26 protein-coding genes, 3 tRNA genes and 1 pseudogene are annotated in these 26424 nt (G+C 42.5%); 22 read left to right on the top strand and 8 right to left on the bottom strand.

Annotated features, from left to right (window positions below; translation table 11 throughout):
* Positions 1 to 258 precede the first annotated feature (258 nt).
* The 21 genes and pseudogenes from V7K61_RS05965 to V7K61_RS05865 all read left to right on the top strand — a co-directional run bounded on the left by V7K61_RS05965 (position 259) and on the right by V7K61_RS05865 (position 14236).
* Complete coding sequence (locus tag V7K61_RS05965) at positions 259 to 1842, top strand: phytoene desaturase family protein (protein WP_335051813.1); 1584 nt, start codon at positions 259 to 261, stop codon at positions 1840 to 1842.
* 190 nt (positions 1843 to 2032) lie between these two features.
* Positions 2033 to 2290: a hypothetical protein gene (locus V7K61_RS05960; protein ID WP_335051811.1), complete on the top strand. Its 258-nt coding sequence runs from the start codon at positions 2033 to 2035 to the stop codon at positions 2288 to 2290.
* A 130-nt stretch (positions 2291 to 2420) separates the two neighbouring features.
* Entirely contained in the window at positions 2421 to 2915 is a 495-nt protein-coding gene (locus V7K61_RS05955) for a COP23 domain-containing protein (protein ID WP_335051809.1), read from the top strand.
* A 200-nt stretch (positions 2916 to 3115) separates the two neighbouring features.
* Positions 3116 to 3191 (top strand) — tRNA-Met (locus V7K61_RS05950).
* Positions 3191 to 3265, top strand: a tRNA-Met gene (locus tag V7K61_RS05945). The genes V7K61_RS05950 and V7K61_RS05945 overlap by 1 nt, the downstream gene beginning before the upstream one ends.
* A 396-nt stretch (positions 3266 to 3661) precedes the next feature.
* Positions 3662 to 3868, top strand: coding sequence for a hypothetical protein (locus V7K61_RS05940; RefSeq protein WP_335051807.1), 207 nt, complete (start codon positions 3662 to 3664; stop codon positions 3866 to 3868).
* Between the two features lie 149 nt (positions 3869 to 4017).
* Positions 4018 to 4093: transfer RNA gene (locus V7K61_RS05935), tRNA-Ile, on the top strand.
* A gap of 749 nt (positions 4094 to 4842) precedes the next feature.
* The gene (locus V7K61_RS05930; RefSeq protein WP_335051822.1) at positions 4843 to 6369 is read left to right on the top strand and encodes a slipin family protein; all 1527 of its coding nucleotides are present in this window, start codon (positions 4843 to 4845) and stop codon (positions 6367 to 6369) included.
* 214 nt (positions 6370 to 6583) lie between these two features.
* Positions 6584 to 7519 (top strand): DNA adenine methylase, encoded by a 936-nt coding sequence (locus tag V7K61_RS05925; protein ID WP_335051805.1) that lies wholly within the window; start codon positions 6584 to 6586, stop codon positions 7517 to 7519.
* Positions 7494 to 8237 carry an HNH endonuclease gene (locus tag V7K61_RS05920; protein ID WP_335051803.1) on the top strand — a complete coding sequence of 248 codons (744 nt, stop codon included), beginning with the start codon at positions 7494 to 7496 and terminating at the stop codon, positions 8235 to 8237. Before V7K61_RS05925 ends, V7K61_RS05920 begins: the two co-directional genes overlap by 26 nt.
* 137 nt (positions 8238 to 8374) lie before the next feature.
* Positions 8375 to 9298 carry a polyphosphate kinase 2 gene (ppk2, locus tag V7K61_RS05915; protein ID WP_335051800.1) on the top strand — a complete coding sequence of 308 codons (924 nt, stop codon included), beginning with the start codon at positions 8375 to 8377 and terminating at the stop codon, positions 9296 to 9298.
* A 22-nt stretch (positions 9299 to 9320) separates the two neighbouring features.
* Positions 9321 to 9671 (top strand): hypothetical protein, encoded by a 351-nt coding sequence (locus tag V7K61_RS05910; RefSeq protein WP_335051798.1) that lies wholly within the window; start codon positions 9321 to 9323, stop codon positions 9669 to 9671.
* Positions 9672 to 9700: 29 nt separating this feature from the next.
* Entirely contained in the window at positions 9701 to 10123 is a 423-nt protein-coding gene (locus V7K61_RS05905) for a hypothetical protein (RefSeq protein ID WP_335051796.1), read from the top strand.
* A gap of 361 nt (positions 10124 to 10484) precedes the next feature.
* A complete protein-coding gene (locus tag V7K61_RS05900; protein ID WP_335051794.1) occupies positions 10485 to 10697 on the top strand; it encodes a type II toxin-antitoxin system VapB family antitoxin in 213 nt (70 codons plus the stop codon).
* Entirely contained in the window at positions 10694 to 11083 is a 390-nt protein-coding gene (gene vapC / locus V7K61_RS05895; protein WP_335051792.1) for a type II toxin-antitoxin system VapC family toxin, read from the top strand. The genes V7K61_RS05900 and vapC overlap by 4 nt, the downstream gene beginning before the upstream one ends.
* Positions 11084 to 11642: 559 nt before the next feature.
* Complete coding sequence (locus V7K61_RS05890) at positions 11643 to 11936, top strand: BrnT family toxin (protein WP_334943645.1); 294 nt, start codon at positions 11643 to 11645, stop codon at positions 11934 to 11936.
* A complete protein-coding gene (locus V7K61_RS05885) occupies positions 11899 to 12159 on the top strand; it encodes a BrnA antitoxin family protein (RefSeq protein ID WP_335051790.1) in 261 nt (86 codons plus the stop codon). Before V7K61_RS05890 ends, V7K61_RS05885 begins: the two co-directional genes overlap by 38 nt.
* Before the next feature lie 388 nt (positions 12160 to 12547).
* Positions 12548 to 12811 (top strand): hypothetical protein, encoded by a 264-nt coding sequence (locus V7K61_RS05880; protein ID WP_335051820.1) that lies wholly within the window; start codon positions 12548 to 12550, stop codon positions 12809 to 12811.
* 64 nt (positions 12812 to 12875) lie between these two features.
* Positions 12876 to 13133 (top strand): annotated as a pseudogene (locus V7K61_RS05875) (type II toxin-antitoxin system RelE/ParE family toxin); the annotation flags it as partial.
* On the top strand, positions 13123 to 13269 hold the full coding sequence (locus V7K61_RS05870; RefSeq protein ID WP_335051788.1) for a hypothetical protein: 147 nt from the start codon (positions 13123 to 13125) through the stop codon (positions 13267 to 13269). The pseudogene V7K61_RS05875 and the gene V7K61_RS05870, both read left to right, overlap by 11 nt.
* A 226-nt stretch (positions 13270 to 13495) precedes the next feature.
* Positions 13496 to 14236: an HNH endonuclease gene (locus V7K61_RS05865; protein WP_335051786.1), complete on the top strand. Its 741-nt coding sequence runs from the start codon at positions 13496 to 13498 to the stop codon at positions 14234 to 14236.
* 291 nt (positions 14237 to 14527) lie between these two features.
* Here the strand turns inward: V7K61_RS05865 and nifD are convergent, their stop codons facing one another.
* The 7 genes from nifD to nifB all read right to left on the bottom strand — a co-directional run bounded on the left by nifD (position 14528) and on the right by nifB (position 22128).
* Positions 14528 to 15970, bottom strand: coding sequence for a nitrogenase molybdenum-iron protein alpha chain (nifD, locus tag V7K61_RS05860; protein ID WP_335051784.1), 1443 nt, complete (start codon positions 15968 to 15970; stop codon positions 14528 to 14530).
* A 150-nt stretch (positions 15971 to 16120) separates the two neighbouring features.
* The gene (gene nifH / locus V7K61_RS05855; RefSeq protein WP_190730906.1) at positions 16121 to 17014 is read right to left on the bottom strand and encodes a nitrogenase iron protein; all 894 of its coding nucleotides are present in this window, start codon (positions 17012 to 17014) and stop codon (positions 16121 to 16123) included.
* A 349-nt stretch (positions 17015 to 17363) separates the two neighbouring features.
* Positions 17364 to 17720 (bottom strand): globin domain-containing protein, encoded by a 357-nt coding sequence (locus V7K61_RS05850; RefSeq protein ID WP_335051782.1) that lies wholly within the window; start codon positions 17718 to 17720, stop codon positions 17364 to 17366.
* Positions 17721 to 17942: 222 nt separating this feature from the next.
* Positions 17943 to 18842 (bottom strand): Fe-S cluster assembly protein NifU, encoded by a 900-nt coding sequence (gene nifU / locus V7K61_RS05845; RefSeq protein WP_069073113.1) that lies wholly within the window; start codon positions 18840 to 18842, stop codon positions 17943 to 17945.
* A gap of 129 nt (positions 18843 to 18971) precedes the next feature.
* A complete protein-coding gene (nifS, locus tag V7K61_RS05840; RefSeq protein ID WP_335051780.1) occupies positions 18972 to 20180 on the bottom strand; it encodes a cysteine desulfurase NifS in 1209 nt (402 codons plus the stop codon).
* A gap of 26 nt (positions 20181 to 20206) precedes the next feature.
* Entirely contained in the window at positions 20207 to 20560 is a 354-nt protein-coding gene (locus V7K61_RS05835) for a 4Fe-4S binding protein (protein ID WP_335051778.1), read from the bottom strand.
* 116 nt (positions 20561 to 20676) lie between these two features.
* Positions 20677 to 22128 (bottom strand): nitrogenase cofactor biosynthesis protein NifB, encoded by a 1452-nt coding sequence (gene nifB / locus V7K61_RS05830; protein ID WP_335051776.1) that lies wholly within the window; start codon positions 22126 to 22128, stop codon positions 20677 to 20679.
* Positions 22129 to 23770: 1642 nt separating this feature from the next.
* Here nifB and V7K61_RS05825 point away from each other — a divergent pair.
* Entirely contained in the window at positions 23771 to 24349 is a 579-nt protein-coding gene (locus V7K61_RS05825; RefSeq protein WP_335051818.1) for a Uma2 family endonuclease, read from the top strand.
* A 331-nt stretch (positions 24350 to 24680) separates the two neighbouring features.
* Here V7K61_RS05825 and V7K61_RS05820 read toward each other — a convergent pair whose 3' ends face one another.
* Positions 24681 to 26288: a PQQ-dependent sugar dehydrogenase gene (locus tag V7K61_RS05820; RefSeq protein WP_335051774.1), complete on the bottom strand. Its 1608-nt coding sequence runs from the start codon at positions 26286 to 26288 to the stop codon at positions 24681 to 24683.
* Positions 26289 to 26424: the final 136 nt, after the last annotated feature.

Genomic DNA, 26424 nt, shown 5'->3' with positions numbered 1-26424 from the left:
TTACTGGGGTGCTTGTGATTACAGGCATCCCTTTATTTTTTGCCCACCCTCTCACTTACTGATCGCTCACCTTTAGTCTAAAGTCCAGTTATAAATAAGTGCTAGTGTTTTCGTTTTTCTTAGTGCAGCAATCCTATTTGATTTGCTCTCCACAGACAGACTCAGATCCCCAGGAGAAACGCATCTAATTTGTTTTGACAAAATGTAACTCACTTGAAGTTGACAGCGACAACATCTACATTCTTTGTGAGAGGAACTATGCTAACAACAACTCGACAGCAGCAGTTTGATGCAATTGTGATTGGCTCTGGAATTGGTGGGTTGACGGTTGCCGCGCTCCTATCTAAGTTTTATCACAAAAACGTTTTAGTGTTAGAACAGCATTTCACCCCTGGGGGATTCACCCATACCTTTGAGCGCAAGGGAAAATTTCTTTGGGATGTGGGGCTGCACTATGTTGGAAATATGAGAGATGGAGACACTGGCAAAGCTGTGTTTGACTATCTCACCAATGGCAATTTGAATTGGCACAAGATGCCCGATCCGTTTGAAAAATTTGTCTACCCGAACTTCACCTTTGAGGTTTATTCTGACCCCAATCGCTTTCAGTCCGATCTAATCCAGCGCTTTCCTCGCGAGCAGACAGCCATTCGGCGGTACTTTAAGGATGTCCAGAAAGCAGCATTTTGGTTTGGGGCCCATTCAATGTTGGAGCTATTTCCGGTATTGCTGCATCCTCTACTCAGGCGGTTTGTTCGTCATTTTGGGGCTATTGCTAGACAAACCACCCAGCATTATTTGAACAGACATTTTCAAGATGCCCAACTCAAAGCATTACTGGCTTCCCAGTGGGGAAATTATGGCTTACCGCCATCCCAAAGTTGCTTTGGCATTCATGGTGCGATAGTTACCCATTATTTTAAAGGCGGCTGGTATCCTGTGGGTGGGGCAAAGGCGATCGCGCAAGCCATTATTCCCGTGATTGAACAGGGGGGTGGTGTCGTCATCACCCAACGCCGAGTCACAGAAATCTTGTTGGAATCGGGGGTGGCAGTGGGAGTGAAAGCCCAAGATACAGCACATACCAAGGCAGACTTGGAAACGTACTTTGCACCTATTGTGGTGTCTGATGCCGGAGCCTTCAATACTTATGTGAAGCTGATTCCACCCAACTACGCGCTGGCAGAGCGCCAGAAAATTCAAGCGTTTCCAAAAAGTAACAGTATGGTGACGGTATATTTAGGGTTAAAAGAGAGTCCACAGCAACTAGGGTTTCAGGGCGAGAACCATTGGATTTACACGACCTATAACCACGACGCAATTGCCCAAGATCCACCCATCTCTGCTGATAATTTACCTAAATTCTGCTATCTCTCATTTCCATCGCTGAAAGATCCATTAGCTGAGGGGCATACGGCAGAAATCATTGCCTACGTTGACTATGATTTCTTTTCGCAGTGGCGGGAACAATCCTGGCGACGGCGAGGCGTGGATTACACTGAACTGAAAGCCCAAATTACCCAATCCCTGATTCAGTTAGTGGAGCGCCACTATCCTGGCTTTCAGGATTTGATTGAGTATGCCGAACTCTCGACTCCACTGACGGTGGAACACTTTGATGCTAGCGATCGCGGTGCTATCTTCGGCATTCCCTGTATTCCTGAACGCCTGGATCAATCCTGGATCGGGGCTAGAACACCAATTAAAAATCTATACCTGACCGGAGTCGATACACTTTCACTCGGCATTATGGGAGCGATGATGGGTGGAGTGAAAACAGCAGGTGTTTTAAATGGAGCATTCGGCTTTTTTAAGATTATGACAACCATCATGAGAAGGTGACAGAGAAAGCTTTACGAGTATATGAAATTGATAAACCCAGACATAAGATATTACTTAAGTCATAATTTAACTAGTTACTTTTATCACTAGTGTATAGCTGTTTGAAATCATATCCTTATAAACATGAGACATCAACCAGATTAAGGTTTCCAGAACTTTAATCATACAATTTACCAAAGGAAATGTAGTCATGAATATCAAACAAATTCTTGCTGGTGCAGTGCTTCTTTTACCATTTGCTGTTACTTCCATTCCTTCGCAAGCGTCAGCATCACAGGTTATTGTTAATCCCCATAGTCCTAATAGACCTGCTCAAATAATAGCAAAAAAACCACCACAAGTTAAACGTTATACACCACCAGTGAAAAAGAAAGTGCTAGTTCCTGCACATTGGGAAAAAACAAATCATGGTCGCAAGTGGGTTGCGGCTCATTATATATACAAGTAAAAACGCCTGAAACCTTAAGCAATTGGAATATAAGAAGACTTCACTTCTTATATTCTCTCTCTATTTTTAGTAGGGAGAGTGTTAAATGCAAGGCAATAAAAACTTTTTACTTAATATTTGAGAGATACTCATGAAATTGGCATCATTGACAAATGTTTTGGTTGCAGGTGCGATCGCTCTCGGTGCGACTGCAACCATCAATCAGCCAAGTCAAGCCGAAAGTAGGCGAGGATTTTATTGTGACACATCAGGAAACAAACCCGTAACGGTGTACACAAATTCTAGAGGTGTTTCTGAGCCTTGGATTCGCTGGACTTCCAATTACTTCAAAGACGCTGGTTACAATAAACTGACGCGCTGTCAAGACGTAAGCCACCGCTTGGAAACTTACCGTCGCAACAGAGAGCTGAAGTTTATTACTGTCGGCAAAATGAATGGACAAAATGTGGTTTGCACCGCAAATCAAGTTAGTGGACGCTGTGAAAACTTGATATTGACCCTCAAACCCAATGAAGATGGTGTGCAAGCGCTAAATAATCTCCTGGCTTGGCACCAACCCCTGAGTAAAAGCAATAGAACACCTTACGTTGATTTGAGAGAACATCTAGGGATTCCCAAAGAATAAATACAGCTATTTCCAGGTAAATAGACCATGTGGTAGGGGCGCAAGCAATGCTTGTACCCCTACCACACATAGTTTTTCCTGTGCTAAATTTGGACTGGGATAGTAACAAAGTTACAAAGCTATAGTTTAGGTTCTATATGCCTAACTGGTGCGCCATCCTTTAGTATGAGCGTATACCGCCGAGTACTTTAAACTATATTGCTTGATTAGCTCAGTTGGTAGAGCGATCGACTCATAATCGATTAGTCACAGGTTCGAGTCCTGTATCAAACCCCAGGAAGTTAGCTCACTGGTAGAGCAATCGACTCATAATCGATGTGTTGTAGGTTCGATTCCTATACTTTCACCCAACCCTGTCCGGGTTAAAAGACAATACCCTTCCAAGGTAGCCAATATGGTACGGATCTTAACAAGATTCGAGACCCCTCATTTTCTTAACTCTGCGGTGCAAGTGTTCTACTGCCGGTCATCACTCGTAAGAGTAATGTTCGGTAGCCACAGTTAAGGAGTAAGCACAACTGCATTTCTCCCTAACTTGAGTATGTTCCTTCCTTTCCTACATCTAGTTTTCCTTCGGGATTCTAGGTTGGCAAACGAACGGCATATTTGAGCGCGGTTCTTTTTTCTAGATTGCCATTGAGCAGTTTGGGAAAAGTAACAGCAATCTTAATCCAGCTTTGGAGAAGCTTTTGTCCACACCTAAACTGTAAACACTTGCACTTGCAGAGTACAAAATATTTTGTATTATGTACAGTAAAAATATAACTACTACCCCATTAGCGACTGAAAGTAATCTAGGAAATCTGCAAACTGATAATTTAGCACTTTTGCGATCGCATGGTTTAGTTGAATATAATACTCCCGAACTGATGAAGTTCGTTTTTAAAGCTGCTTATTTTGCTAGAAAAGACTTATTTAGGTGTACCTCAGCTAAGAATAGCCAGGGCGAATAGAATTTACCCTTTTAACTTTTTTCCTGTGCTAGATTTGAACCGGGATAGTAACAAAGTCACAAAGCTGTAGTTTGGGTTCTGTATACCCAACTGGTACGCTAACCTCTGGTAATAGCGTATACCGCCCAGTGATTTCAACTATTTCACCATGAAAGTTAGCTTATTTGGTAGAGCGATCGGTGTATCGCCGATTGGTTATAGGTTCGATTCCTATACTTTCACCCAAAAACCCTCGCCCTGGGTACGGACACCTTGTTAGGGACAAGGTAGCTTCACGGCTACACAAATGTATTGGGCATTGAAAAAGACCCAATCAAAAAAACTTCTTGTTTTTTCTACTCTGTCATGTAGGTATTTATAACAGTAAAAGAGCTAGCGCAACTGTATCTCTCCTTAACTTGAGTATGTTCCTTCCTTTTCCTACATCTGATTTTCCTTTGGGGATTCTGGATTGGCAAAGCGAACGGCATATTTGAGCGCGGTTATCTTTTTTAGATTGCCATTGAGCAGTTTAGGAAAAGTAACAGCAATCTTAATCCAGCTTTGGAGAAGCTTTTGTCCGCACCGGAACTGTAAAAACCTGCACTGGCAGAGTAAATAAATTCTTTGTAGTATATAGTAGCACAAACTGCTAAAACTAATCTTTTAGCCTTTGTTTAAAGGGTTGTAAAGCCTAAAGAACCTCAAAATGAATTTTGTCTACTCCAGTACTTAAGCTGTGAGACACAGGTGGTATTTGAGTTTAAGCAAGGTTATAAATCAATACGGTTCAGTTAAGGGTTTATTGGTGTAGGTACTTGGTCTTTGAAGACGCGATAAATCGCGTCTCTACATGAGGGTTTTGGGCTTATCTGAACCGTATTGGGTTATAAATGTGTTGATCAAATCTTCTTAGCTAGTTGCGATGGCTACGCCCGCCGCAGGCATCGCCTAGCTTACTTAAGCTATCACATAAATTATTTATGCAAATCACTATGTGGGAAACGTTTTATATCAAACCTAACGAAATCGGCATCTTATATCACCGCAGTGACTTTAAAAAAATTTTGCAACCCGGTACACATACATATTTTGGTCGCCATTGGCAAGTAAAAATTTGTGACCTCAATCAGCCACTAGCTCAGATTGAAAACCTAGAACTGTTGTTGCGAAATCACGAGGTGGAACTGCAAGAACATTTATTGATTATCAGAACTGCATTCAACCAAGCTGCTTTAGTCCGTTGTGGTCAGAATTGGGTAAGCGTTGCACCAAATCAATTACGAGCTTTTTGGCGTGGTTTTATTGAGGTAGAATCTCATCTCTTCAACTTAGAAGAAAGCTTAGAATTACCTAGTTTTTTTGTGCAGCAATTGCGTTCAGTTACTTTGAATGGACTGAAGAAGTTCCAAATCTCCGAGTCTGAGATTGGTTTACTATATCTGCAAAATAATTTTGTGCGACCTCTAGAACCAGGAGAGTATGCTTTTTGGTCAGTAGATAGAGATGTTACAGTCCGAATTCTCAGCCGAATTATCCCTAACCCAGATTTTCCCCTGGAAGATGTACTCATTGAAAAACATCCCGATTTTATTGCTGCGTACTGTCAAACCGTGCAATTACTGGCTTCGCAAGTTGCAATTGTGCGATATAGAGGGAAAGTGATTTCTATTTTGCCGCCTACCAGCCGCAAGCTATTTTGGCAGGGTGTTGCAGTGGAAATTCTCGACATCAGCGCTGATGCTCAGTTAGAGCCTAGCTTAGTGGCTGAGTTAGTTGAAGGTTCAACAGAAGTGAAATTGCTCAGTCGCAACTGTTTGCATATTTGCCAAGTTCCCGCCCAACACGTGGGACTAGTATACATTAATCAAGAGTTTCAAGGAGAGCGATCGCCAGGGGTACACGCTTGGTGGTTATTTGGCCGCTCTTTTCAAACCGAAGCCATCGACTTGAGACTACAAAATATGGAAGTATCCGGTCAAGATATCCTCTCTAAAGATAAAGTACCTCTGCGGTTGAACTTGACCGCAGGCTTCCGCATCCAAGACCCATTGAGGGCAAAAAACGGGTTATCAGATATTTCCGGCTTCTTATACAAAGAATTACAGTTTGCTTTGCGTGGTGCAGTCGGCGAACGCAACTTAGATGCTTTATTAGAAGATAAAGGTGCAATTGATAGAAGCATCTCTGAATACATCCGCCAGAAAGCCGCAGACTATGGAATTGAAGTAGATTCTGTAGGTGTCAAAGATATTATTTTACCTGGTGAGATTAAGGCTATCTTGAGCAAAGTAGTGGAGGCAGAAAAAACCGCTCAAGCCAACGTAGTCAGACGTAGAGAAGAAACTGCTGCTACCCGCAGTATGCTAAACACAGCTAAAGTGATGGAGGATAACCCCGTTGCATTGCGTTTGAAAGAACTCGAAGTATTAGAGCGGATTGCAGAGAAGATCGATCGGATTCAAGTTAACGGTAGTTTGGATAGTATTTTGACAGACTTGATTCGGATGAATCCGCAATGATTTAGTTATTAAAAGCGATCGCACAAACCAAGTGTTGAGTTATCTAGCGTTAATTACCGCGTCTGCTAGATGCGGCGATTTCTTATTTGCGATCGTTTTTATCTATTGGCTATTCCAAAAACGATTAGAATGCAGCTTTTGTCAGCATAATGATTTCGCTTCAACAACTCTATTCTCGTGATAGAGTTATTAGATAATTTGTTATCTATTTGAGATGACTAGCCTCCCACATCCAATTCAATATCAAGGCAGTAAAAGAAATCTAGCTTCAGACATTCTCAGATTTCTACCCACCAGAGTTGAGAGACTGGTAGAGCCATTTTCAGGAACCGCTGCAATTAGTATTGCTGTCTCTAATAAAGGAATTTCACAAAATTTTTGGATTAACGATCTAAATAAACCTCTGGTTGATCTACTAGAGTTAATTGTAGAAGAACCAGATGAAATAGCAGATGCTTATACCAATATCTGGAATGAGCAGCAAGATAATTCTGTAGAACACTTTTATCAAACCAGAGAAAAATTCAATAAAACTAACAATCCAAAGCTTTTTCTATACTTGTTGGCTCGATGTGTAAAAGGGGCTGTACGATATAACTCTGAAGGGTTCTTTAATCAAAGCCCTGACAAAAGGCGAAAGGGAACCCAACCTGAAAAAATGAGGAAAAATATAAAAGGAGTTTCTAGGCTTCTTAAGGGAAAGTGCATATTTACACACTTAGATTATAGAAATGTTCTAGCTGAAGTTAAAAATAGCGATCTTGTCTATATAGACCCACCATATCAAGGTGTATGCGGTAATAGAGATTCAAGATATTATTGTGGGATTAATTTTGATGATTTCGTTATAGCTCTCAAAGAGTTGAATTGCAAGGAAATAATGTTTGCAGTTAGTTATGATGGCAAACGAGGAAATAAAACCTTTGGTAATGAATTACCTGAAGAATTAAGACTAAGAAAAATTGAAATTGAAGTTGGGCGCTCGTCTCAATCAACATTATTAGGTAGACAAGAAATTACAGTAGAATCTTTGTATTTATCATCAAGTTTATTGCGCGATCGCAATTTAGATTTGGAGAGCTATATTAGCAAGGCACATAAACAGATTACTCTTTTAGAACAGCATGGACAGTTCTCAACAGCACCCTGACTTACCTGATGATTTCGTACAACTTTGTCAGTCAGTAACCGCTAAAAGACCAAAAGCTGTTCTCGATCATATTTTGCAATATGGTTTTGTAACAACAGAGGAGTTGAAAGAAAGATATGGCTATAATCATCCTCCCAGAGCGGCTAGAGATGTTAGAGAACATGGAATTCCTCTAGAAACATTCCGCGTTACAGGAACTGATGGAAGGAGAATAGCTGCTTATAAATTTGGAGATATCAGTAAGGCTAGATTTTCTAGGCTATCTGGTAGAACAGGTTTATCCAAGCAGTTGAAGGATGAATTGATCGAAAGATATGGCTGTAAGTGTTTCATCTACTTGGAGAAAGTTGATAAGCGCGAATTACAAATCGATCACCGCGTTCCTTTTGAAATTGACGGAGAGCCAGAGCTATTGGCTGAAAGCTTTATGTTACTTTGTAGTTCAGCTAATCGGGCAAAATCTTGGTCATGTGAGCATTGTGAAAATTGGAAAAGTATAAAAGACAAATCTATTTGCTTATCATGTTACTGGGCGTATCCAGAAAGTTACACCCATGTCGCGATGCAACAACTTAGGAGGATAGACCTTATGTGGCAAGGTGAGAATATTGAAATTTATGAAAAATTAAAACAACAAGCAGTAAGATTAAACAAACAAATACCTGAATTTATCAAAGAGATTATTGAACGAGAAATTAGGCAAAGCGGTGACAGCTAATACTATTTTAATTTCTAACTCTCACTAATAGAAAGTAAGAGAAACAGAAGCAGAAGGGAAGGATAAAAATGCTTATCTAAGCTATACTTCATAGATAAACTCTAATTATGCCGATTCAATGGCATGGGGTCACTGCAATGTCAATTGATGAAGTTGAAAACCAACAAAATAATGGTCTAGTTCAACCCTATACAGACTTAATAGAAAAACTAGTAAAGGCAAAAGACAAGAAAAAACCTAAAAAATCCAAACGGATTTTTGATGGTAGCACAGAAGTTTTTGCCAAGAAAATTCCCAAAAAGACTTTTGAAACTGAACTAAAGCAACTCCAGATTGAGCTAGTCAAAATGCAATACTGGATTAAGCACACTGGCTATCGGGTTGTCGTCATCTTTGAAGGGCGCGATGCTGCCGGCAAAGGAGGAGTAATTAAACGCATTGCCGATCCACTTAATCCTCGTGGCTGTCGTGTAGTTGCTCTGGGAACCCCCTCCGATCGCGAGAAAACTCAGTGGTATTTTCAGCGTTACGTGCAACATCTTCCCACAGCCGGCGAAATTGTCCTGTTCGATCGCAGTTGGTACAACCGAGCCGGAGTTGAAAAGGTAATGGGTTTTTGCACTGAAGCAGAATATCAAGAATTCATGCAATCTTGCCCGGAATTTGAACGAATGCTGGTGCGATCGGGCATTGTTTTAATCAAGTACTGGTTCTCCGTCAGCGATGACGAACAAGAAGAACGCTTTCTCTCTCGCAGTCACGATCCTGCAAGGCGCTGGAAACTCAGCCCAATGGACTTGGAGTCACGCGATCGCTGGGTGGAATTCTCAAAAGCAAAAGATACCATGTTTGCTTACACAAATATTCCCGAAGCTCCCTGGTTTACCATTGAAGCAGATAATAAAAGACGGGCGCGGCTCAACTGCATTCATCATTTGTTGAGCAAAGTTCCTTACGAAGATATGACACCTCCTCCCTTAGAGCTTCCGTCTAGACCCGTGGCCGAGGATTATGTTCGCGCTCCCCGCAATGAGCAATTTTTTGTGCCTCAAGTGTATTAGGCAACATTCCTGAGTCAAAACTATGGAGTACAGCGACTTTACTCTAGAAAAAGTTTCGGCTGTTTTGGGAATCACTACCCAAGAAGCCGATCTATTTCCCAAACTTGTACCTCTTTCTATTCCTTCGTGCTTAAATGATGTTGAAGCCGGGTTAGGACAGTGCATCGCGCAAATGGTGACGGCAGATTTATTCAATCGTTCATCTGGACAAACAGAAATACCTGTGTATGGATGTGTGACAACAAGAGAAGTTTGGCAGTTTCTTCAACTTTCGCAAAAAGTGGCTTTGCTCGATCAGCAAAGATATTACTTGGATAATGTCGGAGCTATTTTGGCAATTGTGCAGACAATTGTTCAGCAATTCAGTAGTTAAATTGTGTAAGACTTGGAAAGAATTTAAATATGAGCCATTTTCTAACACTTGTGATTGTTGATCGCACAGAACCAAACCCAAGCAAAAAGGCTAAAGAATTGATGCTGCCATATTTTGAAACGGATGAAGATAATCCATCTTTGCAAGCAAAATGTGACGGATTTGCTATTGGTGGTCAGTATGATGGCATAATTTGGGGTAAGGAGCAGCATTACAATCTCAACCCAGAAGAATTTCAACATCGATACGGGCTAGATATTGTGCAATCAGAAGACAATATTCGTCCTATCTCTGCCCTAATGTCTGACTTAGTTTCATCCGCTATCGTTACACCTGATGGAAAGTGGCATGATTGTGAAGGAAAGTCCAATGAAGAATGGCTAGAAAAATTCCGAAGTCTTTTACGCCAATATCAAGACAATATAGTGGTTGCGATTGATTGTCATTGTTGATTAAAGGGATTTTGGCAAAGTACCCGAATTGTTAATTGAGGATTGGACGGTTTAATGCGACACCGATAGCGAAGCGTTAGCGAGTCTTCTCCCAAGGGGAGACGCCAAGGGCGAACGAGCGTCATAACCCGTCGTAGACATCGCCTAGTTTATTGTCGAGTAAGGGCGTAGGCGTAGCCCGTCGTAGACTTCGTTACAACAGGCTATTTTGTAAGAATAGAAAGCTGGGGACAGAGATTCTCAATTCGGAGAGATTTGCACAAAAAATATGGCACACCTACCAAAAGCTGCTTTAATTCCTCAGCTATACTGAAATCAAGTATAGTCTCACCCCTGAAAGTAATCAGCTTATAGCTACTCCATGCAAACCAGCATCAATGTTGATGAAGCCCTTCTCAACGAAGCTTTCCAACTTACCAATCTCACCAATCAAGAAGAACTCATCAATCTAGCGTTACAAGAATTTGTGCGATCGCGCCGCAAGAAAAACCTTCTCGACCTTGCTGGACAAATTCAGTTTGCTCCGGACTTTGACCACAAGACCTTGCGCGAAACTCGTTATGCTGCTGATTGATACGTCAGTTTAGGATCACTGTTTTCCGAGATCGCAGCGGTCAAGTCCGTCAGCAGCTTGAAACCCTGATCGCTGATCGTGAAGTTCTACTTACCCGATTTACTCAGCTTGAACTGCTTCAGGGTAGCCTGAACGAGCAAGAATGGACTCTTTTGTCCACCTATCTCATAACACAAGAATATGTTGAACTCACCGCCCAATCTTGGCAGGAAGCAGCGCGTATCTACTATGACTTGCGTCGCAGAGGTCTCACTGTTCGCAGCCCAATTGATTGTTGTATCGCTCAAGCGGCACTGGAAAATAACTTACTTTTGATTCACAATGATCGTGACTTTGAAACTATTGCCCAAGTGCGATCGCTCCAACAACTACGTTTTCAAACTTGAGTGTTTAATGTGTAGGCGCAGCCCGTCGTAGACATCGCCTAGTTTATTGCCAAGTGAGGGCGATCGCAACAACAGTCTACTTCTTTTACTGCGATGTCTACGACGGGCTGTTCGGCATCGTACTATCCCGTAAATTAGTTTTATTAACGCGCAATCATCAGGATTTCAGGAAAATACCCGAATTGTTAATTGAGGATTGGACGGTTTAATGCGACACCGAAAAGCCCGTCGTAGACATCGCCTAGTTTCTTGTCTAGTGAGGGCGTAGGCGAATAGCCCATCGCAGACATCCCAACAACAGTCTACGTCTTTTCCATCTCACACACAATATTTAAATATTAAAGGAGACTCCATAAGAGTTATAGTATCTAAAGCCTAAAAACAGATTGTTCCTAAATAACTCTGCAACTTGCATTTAGGCTAGAAATAGGCTATTTTTTCTCTCGCCGCTAAAAAACCTTGCATTATATGATGTTGAAGAGCGATCGCTACCTCAGATAACCTATGTAGTCAAATTACAGTTTTCATATTAATTGTCAGAATTCGATAAAATAAGTATATGAAGTTTGAATGGGATCAGCAAAAGAACGAGGTTAACATTGTAAAACACGAACTTGATTTTGCAGATGCGTATCGGATTTTCAGACTACCACTTCGGATTTCTCTGGATGACCGTCAAGATTATGGAGAAGATCGATTAATTGGGCTAGGAATGCTTGATGGACGTATTGTAGTTGTAGTTTTTACAGAATTAGACGAAGAAACAATCCGAATTATCTCACTTCGTAAAGCTTTACCTTATGAACGAAAACGCTATGAACAATACCTCAAGAACGAACTGGGAGAAAGTTGATTCTCTGACAGAAGAAGAAATTGATACATCCGATATCCCTCCTTTAGGTGAGGAGTTTTTTAGCAAATCTCGATGGTGGAAGCCTGTTGCATCATTGAATGTTCTTGTTCAGATAGAACCTGAAACATTGGCTTGGTTCCAGTCTCAGGGTGAAGATTATGAAAAAAGAATGGCCGCAGCGCTGCGAATCTATGCAGAAGCTCACCAAATGGGGCAAAAGTAAAAAGTTACTACATAAACGCGATCGCAACAACAGTCTACTTCTTTTACAGCGATGTCTACGACGGGCTATTCTGCGATCGCACTATCTCGTAAATTAATTTTATTAACACGCAATCATCGGGATTTTAGCAAAGTACCCGGATTGTTAATTGAGGATTGGACGGTTTAATGCGACACCGAAAAGCCCGTCGTAGACATCGCCTAGTTTATTGTCGAGTGAGGGCGACACCGAAAAGCCCGTCGTAGACATCGCTACACTGATCAACTTCTTGTGTATCTCACAGATAATCTTGAAGAGTGATCGCTCTTCAAATTTTGCAATTTTCAGTTGTGACAGTTCTCTAACGCTAGTTGGTAGAATTAAGGAAATACCAACCTAGATGCAACTTATGATCAGAACCATCGAAGGCATTTATCAGGATGGGCAAATTCAGCTAACTGAGCTACCGCAAGATATTAGCGATCGCTCTCAAGTTCTCGTTACCTTTCTCGATCTCAGCAAAATTGATCCAAGCAAGCTACGCCAACTGATCGATCAGTTGGAGACAATTGCAGGTATTGGGCAAGGCTTCGAGGAACTCAACGCTGGTCAAACTCCGCCTATTGGGGATTTCGTCCAAGAAATGCAGCAAAAGTATGGTATTTCAAGTTGAGATTACCCCAATTGCGGAAGCTCAGATTGAGCAAGCATATCGCTAGTATCGAGAGCAAAATCCTGAATTTGCTGACCGTTGGTTTCGAGGATTGATGAATGCTATTGCTACGCTACAAGAGAAGCCTCAACGCTGTACCTTAGCAGTCGAACATGAGATTTTTCCAGAAGAAGTACGCCAACTCCTTTATGGGAAAGCCAAAAATGTATATCGAGTGCTTTTTACGATTCGAGATACCACAGTTTATGTGTTGTATGTGCGTCATACTGCTCAAGCACTACTGACAATAGATGACCTAGAGGAGCTAGAAGGTGGAGTTTAGGATTTCAAGGCGATCGCAACAACACTCTACTTCTTTTACTACGATCGCACTATCTCGTAAATTAGTTTTATTAACGCGCAATCATCGGGATTTCAGCAAAGTACCCGGACTGTTAATTGAGGATTGGACGGTGTAATGCGATCGCCTAGTTTATTGTAGAGTTAGGGCGTAGGCAAAGTCCGTCGCAGACATCACTACAACTGTCTAATTCTTGTGCATTTTCGGCAATGGTTTTTTGTGGAGTTGAGGCAATGATAAAAATAAATATATGAACAAAAATATTTACAGGCATGATGATTGTGGTTGTCTAATATTCTTTAAGCATTTATGCTAGATAAGAAACGGCGACATTCATTATATATATGATACTAGAGGAGCGCATTGCTGAACTTTACAATGGTCAGCCTAATCCTGAATCTGAATACTATGCTATTACTATCCTTGTGGATTCAGATGGTAACTTGAATAGTTCATGTTACTCTCACTGGGTTGGATATGCTGATTTAGATAGGCGTATTGAGCTTCGTGAAGCTTCGCTTATACGAGCAGATATAATGGCAAGTTGGTGGTTGAAGATCGGACAAGGCTATATAGTAGTTAATAGCCTTGAGGATATAACTATTTTTCTGCTGCTTGGTGGAAACGGACTAGTCGAAAAAGGTGTTGCGAAGTCAGCAATACCAGAAATGATTGAACCGTCTCCTGTGGTTAAGTCTAATGCTGGTGGTTTCGTGCATGTTGAGTCCCTTCCTAAGAGTGCATTTAATCGCGCACCAACACCAAAGTTACGTATGCAAATTATTCAAAGAGATGACTTCCGGTGCCGAATTTGTGGGCGACGACCTGCTGATTATGTTGATGTGGAATTACATATTCACCATATTCGTCCTTGGGGAATAGGAGGGTTAACACAGGACGAAAATCTTATTACTCTTTGTCATACTTGTCATAAAGGGTTAGATCCTCACTACAATCCAAGCTTATTTGATCTTATTTCACCAAATCAAAGGGCATTTAACGCAGAAAATTTTGCAAATGATTATTGGGAAGGTGTTCAACGATATCAAAAAACAATGTTAAAAACATTACCTGTAGGTGATTGAAATTAAGCGTATTAGTTATAGTGTTGATTATCTAAAATTTTTTATTTTGGGCCACGATAAACACAATCAGCAAACGGATAAAAGATCCTGGTGTGGATGCAAATCTTATCTACTGCTTAATTGAGCTGGAACCCTATATTTAATCTAAAAAACAATCATTTAAAATAGTCTTTTATTTAACAGTTTTTCTTTGAGCAAAATGCCAGCAAATCCTAAAAACCAGACTCTATAAGAGTTATACTATCTAAAGCATCAAAACAGATTCTTCTTAGATAACGCTGCAACTGGAATTTAGGCTAGAAATAGGCTCTTTTTTCTCTCGACGCGAAAAAACCTTGCATTATATGATGTTGAAGAGCGATCGCTAGGTTCGGAGTAATCCCAAGAGTGCATTTGACGGAAAGGAAGACCCATCTTTTGGAAGACGTACTTCTCTTTCACACCAGAAGCAACTAGGTCAGGCTTCAGCGCTTTGATAAATTCCTCGAATTCGTAAGCGGTAACGTCGTCATAAACGATGGTGCCATTTTCGATGTAGTGAGTGGTACGTTTGTAATCGTCATTATGAGCGAACTCATAACCTGTACCAATCATCTTCATGCCCAAGTCTAGGAAAGCTGGGACAACGTGGCGAGGACGTAGACCACCAACCATGATGGCAACAGTCTTACCATCCAAACGGGGGCGATACTTAGCAATTACCGCATCCATTGTGGGCTGATACTTGGCGATAACTTTCTCAGCGTTTGCTTGGATTGTTTCGTCAAACTTGGAAGCAATTTCCCGTAAAGATTCAGCAATCTTGGTGGGGCCGAAGAAATTGTATTCCAACCAGGGTATACCGTAAGCTTCTTCCATGTGACGGCTGATGTAGTTCATCGACCGGTAACAGTGGATGAGGTTCATCTTCACATTGGGGGTCATCAACATTTCGTTGATTGTGCCATCACCAGACCACTGAGCGACTACGCGCAAGCCGATTTCTTCTAACAGGATGCGGCTAGCCCAAGCATCTCCACCGATGTTGTAGTCACCAATGATGGCTACATCATAAGGAGTACCTTCAAACTGAAGTGTACCGTCTTTTTTCGCTTGGTCTGCTCTGGTGAAAACCCAGTCACGAACCATGTCGTTAGCAATGTGGTGTCCCAAAGATTGGGAAACACCCCGGAAGCCTTCGCAACGAACGGGTACAACTGGCTTGCCAATTTCTTTCGATGTCTTCCGAGCTACTGCTTCGATGTCATCCCCAATTAGACCGATGGGGCATTCAGATTGAATGGAAACACCACGGTTGAGGGGGAAAAGTACATCAAGTTCTTGGATGAGCTTGGTAAGTTTCTTGTCACCACCAAAAACGATATCTCGTTCTTGGAAGTCGGAGGTGAAGTGCATGGTACCAAAGGTGTCAATACCTGTGGTGCCGATGTAGTAGTTACGACGACCAGACCAAGACCAGTAACCGCAACCTACAGGCCCGTGGCTGATGTGGATCATGTCCTTAATAGGACCCCAAACCACACCTTTAGAACCGGCGTAAGCACAACCACGAGCGGTCATTACCCCAGGAAGGGATTTGATGTTAGACTTAACGCCGCAATCGGACTTACCTTCTTCGTATACGCCTAAGTGCTTTTCCCGTTTTTTCTTAGCTTTGTCGGGGTAAGCTTCTAGAACTTCTTTAATTAGTTCTTTTCTTTCTTCGATGATGTTTTTGTTTTCTGGAGGTGTCATATTTAGCCTCTGTGATTCGTAAGGATCGGGGCATAGGGGGACTAGGAGTCCCCTCTAAGATTAGGGGGGAGATGCAAGGGAGAGGATAAAAGGGAAGATATGAAACTCTTCCTTTTTCCTTGTGCTAAAGCGTTATTTATTAGCAGCGAATTATACTACAGGAGCTTCAGCAGCACTCTTACCAACTAGCATGGCAGTATTTTCGTCGCTTTCGAGAATACCGAATTCAATCAACAATTCTTCTAGTTCTTCCATTTCGATGGGTGTAGGAATAGCTAGATTCTTGTTGTCGATAATTTTTTGAGCCAATGTCCGGTATTCGTTAGCTTGGTTGCTTTCTGGTGCGTATTCGTTAACAGTCATGCGGCGCAATTCAGCGTGTTGAACGATGTTGTCACGGGGTACGAAGTGAATCATTTGGGTGTTCAACCGTTTTGCCAAGGTTTCGATTAATTCGATTTCCCGGTCAGTGTTACGGCTGTTACAAATCAAACCACCCAAGCGCACGCCACCGGTGTGAGCATACTTAAGAACACCACGAGCGATGTTGTTAGCAGCGTACATCGCCATCATTTCACCTGATGTTACGATGTAGATTTCTTGTGCCTTGCCTTCACGGATAGGCATTGCGAAACCACCGCACACAACGTCACCTAATACGTCGTAAGATACGAAGTCTAGGTTTTGGTAAGCACCATTTTCTTCTAAGAAGTTGATGGCGGTGATAATACCACGACCGGCGCAACCTACACCGGGTTCTGGCCCACCAGATTCTACGCAACGAACGTCACGGAAACCGGTTAACATTACTTCTTCGAGTTCGATATCTTCTACTGCACCACGTTCTGCGGCGAGGTGAAGAACGGTTGTTTGAGCTTTGCTGTGCAGCATCAAACGGGTGGAGTCAGCTTTAGGGTCGCAACCGACGATGAGGATGCGTTGACCCATTTCTGCCATAGCTGCCAAGGTGTTTTGGGAAGTGGTAGATTTACCGATACCGCCCTTACCGTAGAAAGCTATCTGTCTAATGTTTTCGTCTGTCATGGTTCCTGTTTCCCTGCAATTGGTTGGTTGGTGGGTCTGTGCGTTTGTCAGTTGCGTTCACGCCAGTTGAGCGACAGTAGTGAGCGCGTGTAGAGCATCGTTGGTACCGTTGGCATAAATGCCTGCTGGGGGCGATCGCTCCACAGCCAAAATTATTGACAGTAAGTTCATCGATCTTCCTCGTTAAAATTTTTTTCTTTTGGTTTTTTGTCCTTTGTCCTTTGTCATTTGTTTTGACAAAGAACAAAGAAAATTACGCAATTTACAAATACGTCATAATGTGTTTCAGCTTGCAAGATTCCATAGGACTTGATGTTGTTATTTGTCAACAATCAATGCATAAGTCCTATTACTTGTTCAAAATAGCGCCCTTCATATTTGTGACGCGATCTAGTGCAGCTTTGGTGTCTTCTGCTGACACGCCACGCACAGCCATTGCTTCACCCAGATGCTTGGCGATCGCATCGAAGTGTGGTTGTTGTAAATTCATTCCTGCGTGGGTTTTGTCCAATGGACGACCGCCGTATTGCTTTGGCCCTTCAAATATTTGAGCTAAGAAAGCAACTAGATGATTGCGTTGCTTGGCCATGTCTGTACCAGCAAAAACGGGACTGAGGAGGCTGTCAGTAGCGATGCGTTTGTGGAGTTCATCTACTACTTGTTCAATAGCTGGTTGTCCACCAATGTTGTCGTACAATGTACTCATATCCTGTTCCTTTGAAGCGAGTTGGATGATGAAATTTGCAAGTAGGCGCTTAATCTTTTTGCCTATATGCTGTTAGCCGTCATAGCTAATTTAGCTATCGGTTGTCGGTAGGATTGAAGCATTGATGTGGAGACAATTATATGGTTCAAATCCTACTTTCTGTTCCTGGCTGAATGCATATTAGAGCGTATTTGTAGAATACGTTAAGTCCTACAGCAATTCCTAAACTGCTTCGACTACAAGGCTCTTGCTGACACGATCTTGTAATCTGGCTTCGATCGCAATTTTCAGAGTTGCTGTACTACTAGAACAGGAACCGCAAGCACCTTGCAGTACAACTTTAACGCGATCGCCTTCTACATCATAGAGTTCTACATCTCCCCCGTCTGCAATCAGTACGGGTCTGACTTCTTCATCAAGAACCTTTTGAATTAGAGCAATCTTTTGGACGTTTGTTAGCGCTCGTTCCTTAGATGTAACAATTTCTGTGGCAACTTGTACGCCGTAATTGTTGAGAGCAGGTGAGGCGTATTCCTGTTGAACTGATCTAATAATATCATCAATGTTCGCCAGACAGGAACCGCATCCGCCACCAGCTTTTACATAATTTGTTACTTGCTCGGCATCCGTGAGATGATTTTCTAGAATCACGCGACGAATCTTAGATTCGCTGATGCCAAAGCAACTGCAAACTAATGCACCTTCATCATCATCATCGTGGGTAGCTAGAGGTATGCCACGATAATTATAGATAGCGGCTTCTAGGGCTTCTTGTCCCATGACAGAGCAATGCATCTTTGCTTCTGGTAAACCACCCAGGTAATCTGCAATGTCTTTATTGGACACTTTCAAAGCTTCATCTAAGGTTAAACCTTTAACCATTTCGGTTAATGCACTAGAAGATGCGATCGCACTAGTACAACCAAAGGTTTGAAAGCGAGCATCTAGAATCTTATCAGATTCTACTTCCACTTTCAGGTGCAATCTCAGAGCATCGCCGCAAGCAATGCTACCGATTTCGCCCGTTGCAACCTTAACTCCAGCTTCGCCCGTTTCTTCAATTTCTCCCTGATTCTTGGGATCGTAAAACAGTTCTAATACTTTATCGGTGTAGTCCCACATATTTAGTGCTGAGTAATGAGTGCTGAGTGCTGAGTGGGGGAGTGGGGGATTGGGGAAAGGGTAATGGGGAAGGGGAAAAATCATTCCTTTACCCTTTACCCTTTAACCTTTTCCCATTTTTCCCAGTCCCTAACGATGCGCCAGTGCTTGTTCTTGTCCTTGCAACCAACCGGCTTCATCATTTTTGAAGGGTGAGAGAGCGCGTAAACGTTCTACAATACTGGGCATTACCTCTATTACTTGATCGATTTCGGCTTCGGTGGTGTAGCGACAAAGACTGAAGCGGATAGAACCGTGCAAAGTTGTGTAGGGTAAGCCCATTGCCCGCAGGACGTGGGAAGGTTCCAGAGAACCGGAGGTGCAAGCAGAACCAGATGATGCACAGATACCGTATTTGTTCAATAACAGTAGGATTGCTTCACCTTCGATGTACTTGAAGCCGATATTTGTGGTGTTTGGCAATCTCTGCGTAACGTCACCGTTAACTACACAATTGGGAATTGTAGCGAGTAAAGTTTGTTCGAGGCGATCGCGCAGCTTTCTTTCTTTTGCGATCGCTTCTTCTAAGTGTAACAGTTCTAGTTCCGCAGCTTTGCCCAAGGCGATAATTGCTGGAACATTCTCAGTTCCCGCCCTACGTCCGCGTTCTTGGTGTCCCCCAAGAATGAAGGGACGGAACCGAACCCCGCGCCGGATATATAAAGCACCAATTCCTTTCGGCCCGTGCAGCTTGTGACCAGACAGAGTTAACATATCGATGGTGCTAGTCTTCATATTCAACGGGATTTTTCCCACTGCTTGCACCGCATCTACATGGAAGATAGCACCAGATTGTTTGACGCGCAACCCAATTTGCTCAATCGGGAAAATCGTGCCGGTTTCGTTATTAGCATACATAATTGTCACCAAGGCGGTGTTACCCGTCAAGGAAGCTTCTAGTTCATCTAGATCGAGCTGCCCTTGATGATTTACTGATAAATAGGTAACAGTGTAACCTTGGGTTTCTAATTGTTTGCAGACATTGAGTACTGCTGGATGTTCAACTTGGGTAGTGACGATATGTCGCTTTTCTGGTTGCGCTAACAGTGCGGCTCGAATTGCGGCGTTATCTCCCTCAGTTCCACAACTTGTGTAGACAATTTCAGACTCATCGGCTCCCAGGATGGCTGCAAGTTGTTCTCTTGCGGTTCTCACTGCTTTACCGACTTGCCCACCAAAGGTATGCATACTGGAGGGATTGCCGTAATAATCTGTGAGGTAAGGTAACATTACCTCTATAACTTCTGGGTCTACCTTAGTGGTGGCATTATTATCGAGATAGATGCAGTTATTTTGCATTGTTGTCTTCAATTACGAATTACGAATTACGAATTACGAATTATTTGGGGTTGGCGTTTTTGCAACTGTTCCGAGTATTTCTGGGAATAGCTTTGAAACCAAAGTTCCCAGTAATCTTGTTTATTTGTTAATTTAGCGACTACGCGGTTGTAATTGGCAAACCAGCCTTCCCAATAATCGCTAGGCTGCTTAACGCAACCGTCGCAAGTGGGACAACCAGCTTTACACTGAGGCACGGTATGAATGCTACCAATACAGTTTGTACAAAGTTCAGGGTCAATCCAGTGCTGTCCGTCAACCACTTTAATTGCATTTGTGGGACATACCGTTAGACAGAGATTGCAGGAAATACACTGGCTAGTAAGAATTTGGTAAGCCATGATTTATTCTCCTTTTTTGGGAATGGGGCAGTGGGCATTGGGCATTGAGGATTGGGTTTAGGGGAGGGCATTGAGGATAATTCTTATCCCATGCCCCATGCCCTATGCCCCATGCCCTATTCGTTATTCCCTAATTCTTTAACGTATTGCTCGTAGAACTCCAAAGCAACCTTTTCAATCACGTCGTAAGCTTCAATAGTCTTGATTCCAGCTTCTTGCAATTTTTCTTGAGGACAGTTACCAATCTTGGAGACTAGAACTGCTTTGCAATCTGCGATCGCTTTCATAATATGCTCAAAAGAAGCTTCTTCGCCGTATCCACCTTGGCAGTATTGGTCAATTTTGCGATGACCGACAAAGCGAACTTCGTTTCCACCCACTTCGTAAATTTGGAATTCTTTCGCATGACCGAAGTGTTGGTTAACTAATCCGCCGCCTTTGGTTGCTACTGCAACTAAAACTTTTGGACTGTTGGCAATTTTCTTACCGACTAGCGCCTTATCTTTGGCTACTTTAAGTTCTTCTTTAAACTTCTCAATTCCTTCGTGAACAGTAGCGCGTTGTTCCATGTCATATTCGGGAGCCATTTCCAAGAATTTCTCTTTGGAAAACTCTTGGCTGCGGTCTTCTCCCAACAATCCGACTGCATCGGCACGACACTGGCGACAGTGACGCATCATTTTCATGTTACCAGAGCAGTTGTCTTGAACTTCTTTGAGTTCTTTGGGTGTGGGGCCGCGTTGACCGGTTAAACCGAAGTGTGTGCCATGTTCTGGTGCAGAAATCAATGGCATGATGTTGTGCAAGAATGCACCTTTTTCACGGATGACTCGATTCACTTCGACTAAGTGATGGTCATTAATTCCGGGAATCATCACGGAGTTGACTTTGCACAAGATGTCAGCGTCTTTCAGGGCTTGCAATCCTTCCATCTGTCTTTCGTGGAGGATTTTTGCACCTTCAAGACCTCTATAACGCTTGCGTTTGTAGTGAACCCAAGGATAAATCAATGCACCGATCTCTGGATCTACCATGTTAATGGTGATCGTCACGTGATCTATATTTAATTGTTTAATGCGATCAATGTAGTCAGGCAGCATTAAACCATTGGTTGATAAACACAGCTTGATGTCTGGTGCTTGTGCTGCAATCAACTCAAATGTGCGGAAGGTTTTTTCTGGGTTCGCCAATGGGTCGCCAGGGCCGGCAATTCCCACAACTGTCATTTGAGGAATCTTACCACCAATGACCAAAGCTTTGTGTGCAGCTTCTTCTGGTGTTAGCAATTCGCTAACTACTCCAGGACGGCTTTCGTTAGCGCAATCATATTTGCGGTTGCAATAGTTGCATTGAATGTTGCAAGCTGGTGCAACTGCAACGTGCATCCGGGCGTAGTGGTGATGAGCGTCTTCGCTGTAGCAGGGATGTTTAGCAATGCGTTCTTGGAGCTTTTCGTCTCTTTCCACGGTGGTGCTGCTGTTGCTGTCGCAGCCGCAATCACCGGATTTTGCTTGGGTTGGCGATTCCGTAGCGTTGGAGTTGAGGAGTCGTGTAGACGGTGATGTCATTGAGTTTCGCAAAAAGGTCGGTGGACTCGGCTGCCACTGTGGGAGATGCTGTTGCTACTCTTTTATGCCCAGAATTGAAGTCGCGTCTTCCACACTGCCTGCAAACCCTTGGGTGAGGGCGACTTGTTTTCAAGTCAGGCAGGCGATAGATATCTGATGTTCGGCTGGTGTGTGTCAACGTTCGGTTCTTGGGTAGAATTTGTGCTTACAGCCGCGACTTCTCTTCACTTCAGGCATGGTGCTATGTCATCCCTCCACTCACCCTTCGCTTCGTTTTAGAGCGTTGGGTGATTGGCGATATAAGATTTATAGCAGCCGTCTCCCAGCCAGATGTTGCGTCTCTCTAGGATAGAATTTATTGGATTTATTACTTTTGTACTCAAACACTAAAAACCCTAATTCTTCAAGCATTACAAGAATTAAAAAAGTTTTTTTCAGGTAGGGGTTCTAGTATTTTTTGGTTGGGGTTCTAGTGTTTATAGATAGGGGTTCAGGATTTCTTTGTACTCAGCCATAACCCAATCCCAGCAAAGAATTTAATCTATTTGCAACTGGATTTTGGTTATTTAAATGTGTACTCAGATTGCCCTCAATTTGCGTCAAAAGCAATAACTGCCAAGGGTTTGAGGGTGAAAAACTGGAGTAATCTATATTGTTTTACTCCAGAAACGTGCGAAATTCAATTCTGTATCTAACATATCATTTTTTTGAGGGTAAAAATGCACTTCATATTCTTTTAATTTTTCTTTGAGAATGATGTTCAATTATGCCTTTAAGCCTTGTCTGGTAAGCCGTAGAAGCTAATGGGAATAGATGTGTTGCTGCATATAATTTTCAAAAAACTTAACTTTTAACTCCTTTTTTTTCATTCCCACAATGAGGAGATGGGCAGGAAACTCTCAGGTTTTGTGTTTGAGAGAAACAACAAACTATAATCTAACATGATTGAGCGATCGCAATGATTTTTCTGAATTGCTCACTACAAACCTTAACAAAAAACCCCTTTCCCGACACGAGAAGGGGAAAAATTCAAAGTCTCTCTCCTTTTAGGAGTTACGCTCGGATTTCTCACCACATCTCTCAAAACCTTGAGCGGGGGGGCTGGGAAGCAGAGGAGAGTTCAAATACCAAGTTCTTTCCCCTCTGCACCCCTGACCTGAAGCTTGTGAGAAATGCGGGAACGGTTCACAAAACAAGTACTTTGGTTCACAAAACAAGTACTTTGGTTCACAACACAAGTACTTTGGTTCACAAAACAAGTACTTTGGTTCACAACACAAGTACTTTGGTTCACAACACAAGTCTTTTTTGAGCCTTTGAGGGAATGAAACAGCTTTGCTTAAGTAGTCAGACAGAATTAATTACACAATGTCATTGCGAGCGAAGCGTTCGCAATGACTGTAAATATTTTTTTCTGACTACTTATCGAGAGGGGTGGGGGAAATTCAAAGTCTCCAATACATACGGGGAGGGTTAGGGAGGAGTAATTCAATGACTGGTAGTGATTCCATAACTTGTGTGTACACCGTAGCCTACAAGGAGAGAGAAATAGAAGTGAGGTTTTCCAGATACCGCTGAATTGTTAGGAAAAGTCAGAGTGTCATTTAGCTACAATCAAACCAAGCGTGAAAAAATCTTTGTTATGATCGCCATCGCCCAACAGCCGCCAAAAATGACCGTTGAGGAATATCTGGAATGGGAACCTCAGCAAGACCTTCGCTACGAATATGCCAATGGCGAAGTATTTGCGATGACAGGCGGTACAATTCCCCATAACGACATTGCACTCAATCTCTACAGACCTTTGTACGCTCATTTGCGTTCCAGAGGTTGTCGAGTGAATGTGTCAGATGTAAAAATGCAACTCACTCCCCAGAGTCGCTACTATTATCCTGATGTTATTGTCAGTTGCAACCCTGAAGACCTCAACGCCCGCAACTTTATTCAACATCCCAAGCTGATTGCCGAAGTTCTTTCGCCAGGTACAAGCGCTAAAGATCGGGGTGAAAAATTTACTTATTATTTGACAATCCCTAGTGTGCAAGAATATATCTTGATTGACTCAGAACAAATCTCCGTTGAGCGTTACTGTCGTGGTGAGGGTAGGATGTGGCTTTACTATCCCTACACGGCTGGAGATATCGTCACTTTATCGAGCATTGAATTTGAGTGTCCGATTGAATTGCTGTATGAAGGTGTTGTATTTACCACTGAAGAATAAAGAGAATGTTGCGTGTTAACTTTTAAAGAGCGAAGAGGCGTTTCCGATTTTTACACAGATCCGGTAATCATAAGTGATTAACCGGACTTGATACCAGACCTTTTTAAATTTTGGACTTTCCTGCGGAACGCTACGCGTAGCTTGCTTCCCCGGAGGGTTACGGTATAAGCGTTCAGTAGAACACTTTTAAAGTATTCAATCCAAAATTTAACATCTAATTGCAATCAAACGTGCCACAAATAAAAGCAATACTGGGCTTTGATTTTATGATTTATTTTTGTGACGGGTTTGATCGAAAACTGCTGTAACATCTAAAATTCGCTCAGTGGTGCTACTTGACCTCTATATACGAGATGATATTATCAAGGTCATTTCCAAGGGATTTATAATCACCAGCAGTATATTCACGGCATAAACCATTACCATTTATATGTTGACACACACGTATCCGTGTACCCGGTGGTACACTGAATGAACTAATAGTGTCATTACCAACAATATTTAAGTCACCTTGGTTGGATTTGTATACTCCTGGAGTCGTAGGAAAAGACTGAGAAATTCCGCCAAAGTTAGGGTCTCTGTAGAACTTAACCTGTTGTGATGGCGTGTAGGAAAGCTTATAGATAGTGCCGCTGTAGTCATCCGAAATTAACAAATTACCTTGCCGATCTACTACCATATCTACGGGTCGCCCCCAGGTTTCTTGCGTTGCTGGAACTACCCAACCAGTGACTAAATCTATCTCCTGCTCTGGGGTCTTTGTCGTACTGTTCCAGGGAAAGTAAGCTATTTTGTAGCCCGTTTTCTTCTGCCGATTCCATGAACCATGCAGCCCTGCTACTACTCCATTTGAGTATAGGCTGGGAAAGTTAGTATTTTGTAAGAATGTTAGTCCCAAGGGAGCGGAATGGGCTTGGATACCTTTGCTAATCCTGTCCATTGCATTGCAATTAACACTTCCATTAGCATTGAACTGATAGTCGCGGTCAAATGGCATATTGTTGAGGCCATTTGAGGTGTCAGGATTGGGATTGCAGAATGGCCAACCGTAGTTACCGCCATCTCGAACTTTCGTGAACTCCTCTGGTGGGTGGTTGTCTACATAGGAGGGGATAATTTTACCGTAATTGCCACTGCTATCGTTGAAAGGATAGGCGATGTTATCTCGATTATTAACGACTACCCAAAGGTCATTTGTGCTAGGTAAGAATGCTAACCCTTCGGCATTACGTAAACCTTGGGCAAAAAGCCGCTGATTGGTTCCATTAGCGTTGTACTGGTAAATTGCACCACGCTTTGGAGTGCTGACAGTATCTTCCTTACAGGCATTGCACGTAGAGGCGATCGACACGTACAGTTTGTGGTTGGCATCAAGTGCGATATTTTTCAGTTCGTGACCATAAGCACCTTTGAGTTCTCGTGTGCTGCTGTCTGGTAAGCCAACTACAACGATTTGACGATTTTTCGCGATTAAGTCTCCAGAGTTGTAGATGAAGCGGTTAATTTGATGACTCTCAGAGATATAAATGTATGTGGTGTTGTCAATTTTATGAAACACAATGTCATGTGGTTTGCGTAGACCCGTTACGAAGTCAGAAATAATTGGGTCTTTGTTGCCATTTGACCGGACAATTAACACTTTACCGGAACTGGGCTGTGATACTAGAAGATCCCCATTGGGAGCAACTGCCATAAAGCGAGCTTTGTTAATCCGAGCATAAACAGAGACGGAGAAATTAGGCGGGACTTTCAAGTAACGGGTAGTATTAAAGGGCCAAGAGGTCATTGTACTAGGCACTTTCAGCTTGGTTTCAACAGACGCAGGGGGCGGTTGAGCGATCGCTGTGGTGCTAAGAACCTCTAAGGACATCAAACTAATTAGCGATGCGGATAGTATGCGTCCAAATATCTGTGTTGGTTTTAGAGTAGATGCAACCATTTTGAACTTCCCTCTAGCTTGGTAGTGATTTATGTTACACATAATTCTCGGCTAGCCGATTTGACCGAGAGTCTGAACAAAGTTAACTCAGGGGTATTATTTTTTGGAAAGACTTAAAATATCTTTATCTACTACT

This window comes from Nostoc sp., from assembly GCF_036918015.1.
Lineage (GTDB): Bacteria > Cyanobacteriota > Cyanobacteriia > Cyanobacteriales > Nostocaceae > Nostoc.
This window is presented reverse-complemented; position numbering and strand designations above follow the sequence as displayed.

What these genes read in the sequence shown, in the direction of transcription:
- V7K61_RS05880 (WP_335051820.1), top strand. Translation starts at nt 12,548, where the DNA reads ATGATCAGAACCATCGAAGGCATTTATCAGGATGGGCAAATTCAGCTA.
- V7K61_RS05865 (WP_335051786.1), top strand. Translation starts at nt 13,496, where the DNA reads ATGATACTAGAGGAGCGCATTGCTGAACTTTACAATGGTCAGCCTAAT.
- nifB (WP_335051776.1), bottom strand. Translation starts at nt 22,128, where the DNA reads ATGACATCACCGTCTACACGACTCCTCAACTCCAACGCTACGGAATCG.
- V7K61_RS05820 (WP_335051774.1), bottom strand. Translation starts at nt 26,288, where the DNA reads ATGGTTGCATCTACTCTAAAACCAACACAGATATTTGGACGCATACTA.
- V7K61_RS05885 (WP_335051790.1), top strand. Translation starts at nt 11,899, where the DNA reads ATGAACAATACCTCAAGAACGAACTGGGAGAAAGTTGATTCTCTGACA.
- V7K61_RS05960 (WP_335051811.1), top strand. Translation starts at nt 2,033, where the DNA reads ATGAATATCAAACAAATTCTTGCTGGTGCAGTGCTTCTTTTACCATTT.
- nifH (WP_190730906.1), bottom strand. Translation starts at nt 17,014, where the DNA reads ATGACAGACGAAAACATTAGACAGATAGCTTTCTACGGTAAGGGCGGT.
- V7K61_RS05835 (WP_335051778.1), bottom strand. Translation starts at nt 20,560, where the DNA reads ATGGCTTACCAAATTCTTACTAGCCAGTGTATTTCCTGCAATCTCTGT.
- ppk2 (WP_335051800.1), top strand. Translation starts at nt 8,375, where the DNA reads ATGTCAATTGATGAAGTTGAAAACCAACAAAATAATGGTCTAGTTCAA.
- V7K61_RS05825 (WP_335051818.1), top strand. Translation starts at nt 23,771, where the DNA reads ATGATCGCCATCGCCCAACAGCCGCCAAAAATGACCGTTGAGGAATAT.
- V7K61_RS05905 (WP_335051796.1), top strand. Translation starts at nt 9,701, where the DNA reads ATGAGCCATTTTCTAACACTTGTGATTGTTGATCGCACAGAACCAAAC.
- nifU (WP_069073113.1), bottom strand. Translation starts at nt 18,842, where the DNA reads ATGTGGGACTACACCGATAAAGTATTAGAACTGTTTTACGATCCCAAG.
- V7K61_RS05900 (WP_335051794.1), top strand. Translation starts at nt 10,485, where the DNA reads ATGCAAACCAGCATCAATGTTGATGAAGCCCTTCTCAACGAAGCTTTC.
- V7K61_RS05965 (WP_335051813.1), top strand. Translation starts at nt 259, where the DNA reads ATGCTAACAACAACTCGACAGCAGCAGTTTGATGCAATTGTGATTGGC.
- V7K61_RS05940 (WP_335051807.1), top strand. Translation starts at nt 3,662, where the DNA reads ATGTACAGTAAAAATATAACTACTACCCCATTAGCGACTGAAAGTAAT.
- V7K61_RS05890 (WP_334943645.1), top strand. Translation starts at nt 11,643, where the DNA reads ATGAAGTTTGAATGGGATCAGCAAAAGAACGAGGTTAACATTGTAAAA.
- V7K61_RS05850 (WP_335051782.1), bottom strand. Translation starts at nt 17,720, where the DNA reads ATGAGTACATTGTACGACAACATTGGTGGACAACCAGCTATTGAACAA.
- V7K61_RS05955 (WP_335051809.1), top strand. Translation starts at nt 2,421, where the DNA reads ATGAAATTGGCATCATTGACAAATGTTTTGGTTGCAGGTGCGATCGCT.
- V7K61_RS05910 (WP_335051798.1), top strand. Translation starts at nt 9,321, where the DNA reads ATGGAGTACAGCGACTTTACTCTAGAAAAAGTTTCGGCTGTTTTGGGA.
- nifS (WP_335051780.1), bottom strand. Translation starts at nt 20,180, where the DNA reads ATGCAAAATAACTGCATCTATCTCGATAATAATGCCACCACTAAGGTA.
- nifD (WP_335051784.1), bottom strand. Translation starts at nt 15,970, where the DNA reads ATGACACCTCCAGAAAACAAAAACATCATCGAAGAAAGAAAAGAACTA.
- V7K61_RS05920 (WP_335051803.1), top strand. Translation starts at nt 7,494, where the DNA reads ATGGACAGTTCTCAACAGCACCCTGACTTACCTGATGATTTCGTACAA.
- V7K61_RS05925 (WP_335051805.1), top strand. Translation starts at nt 6,584, where the DNA reads ATGACTAGCCTCCCACATCCAATTCAATATCAAGGCAGTAAAAGAAAT.
- V7K61_RS05930 (WP_335051822.1), top strand. Translation starts at nt 4,843, where the DNA reads ATGTGGGAAACGTTTTATATCAAACCTAACGAAATCGGCATCTTATAT.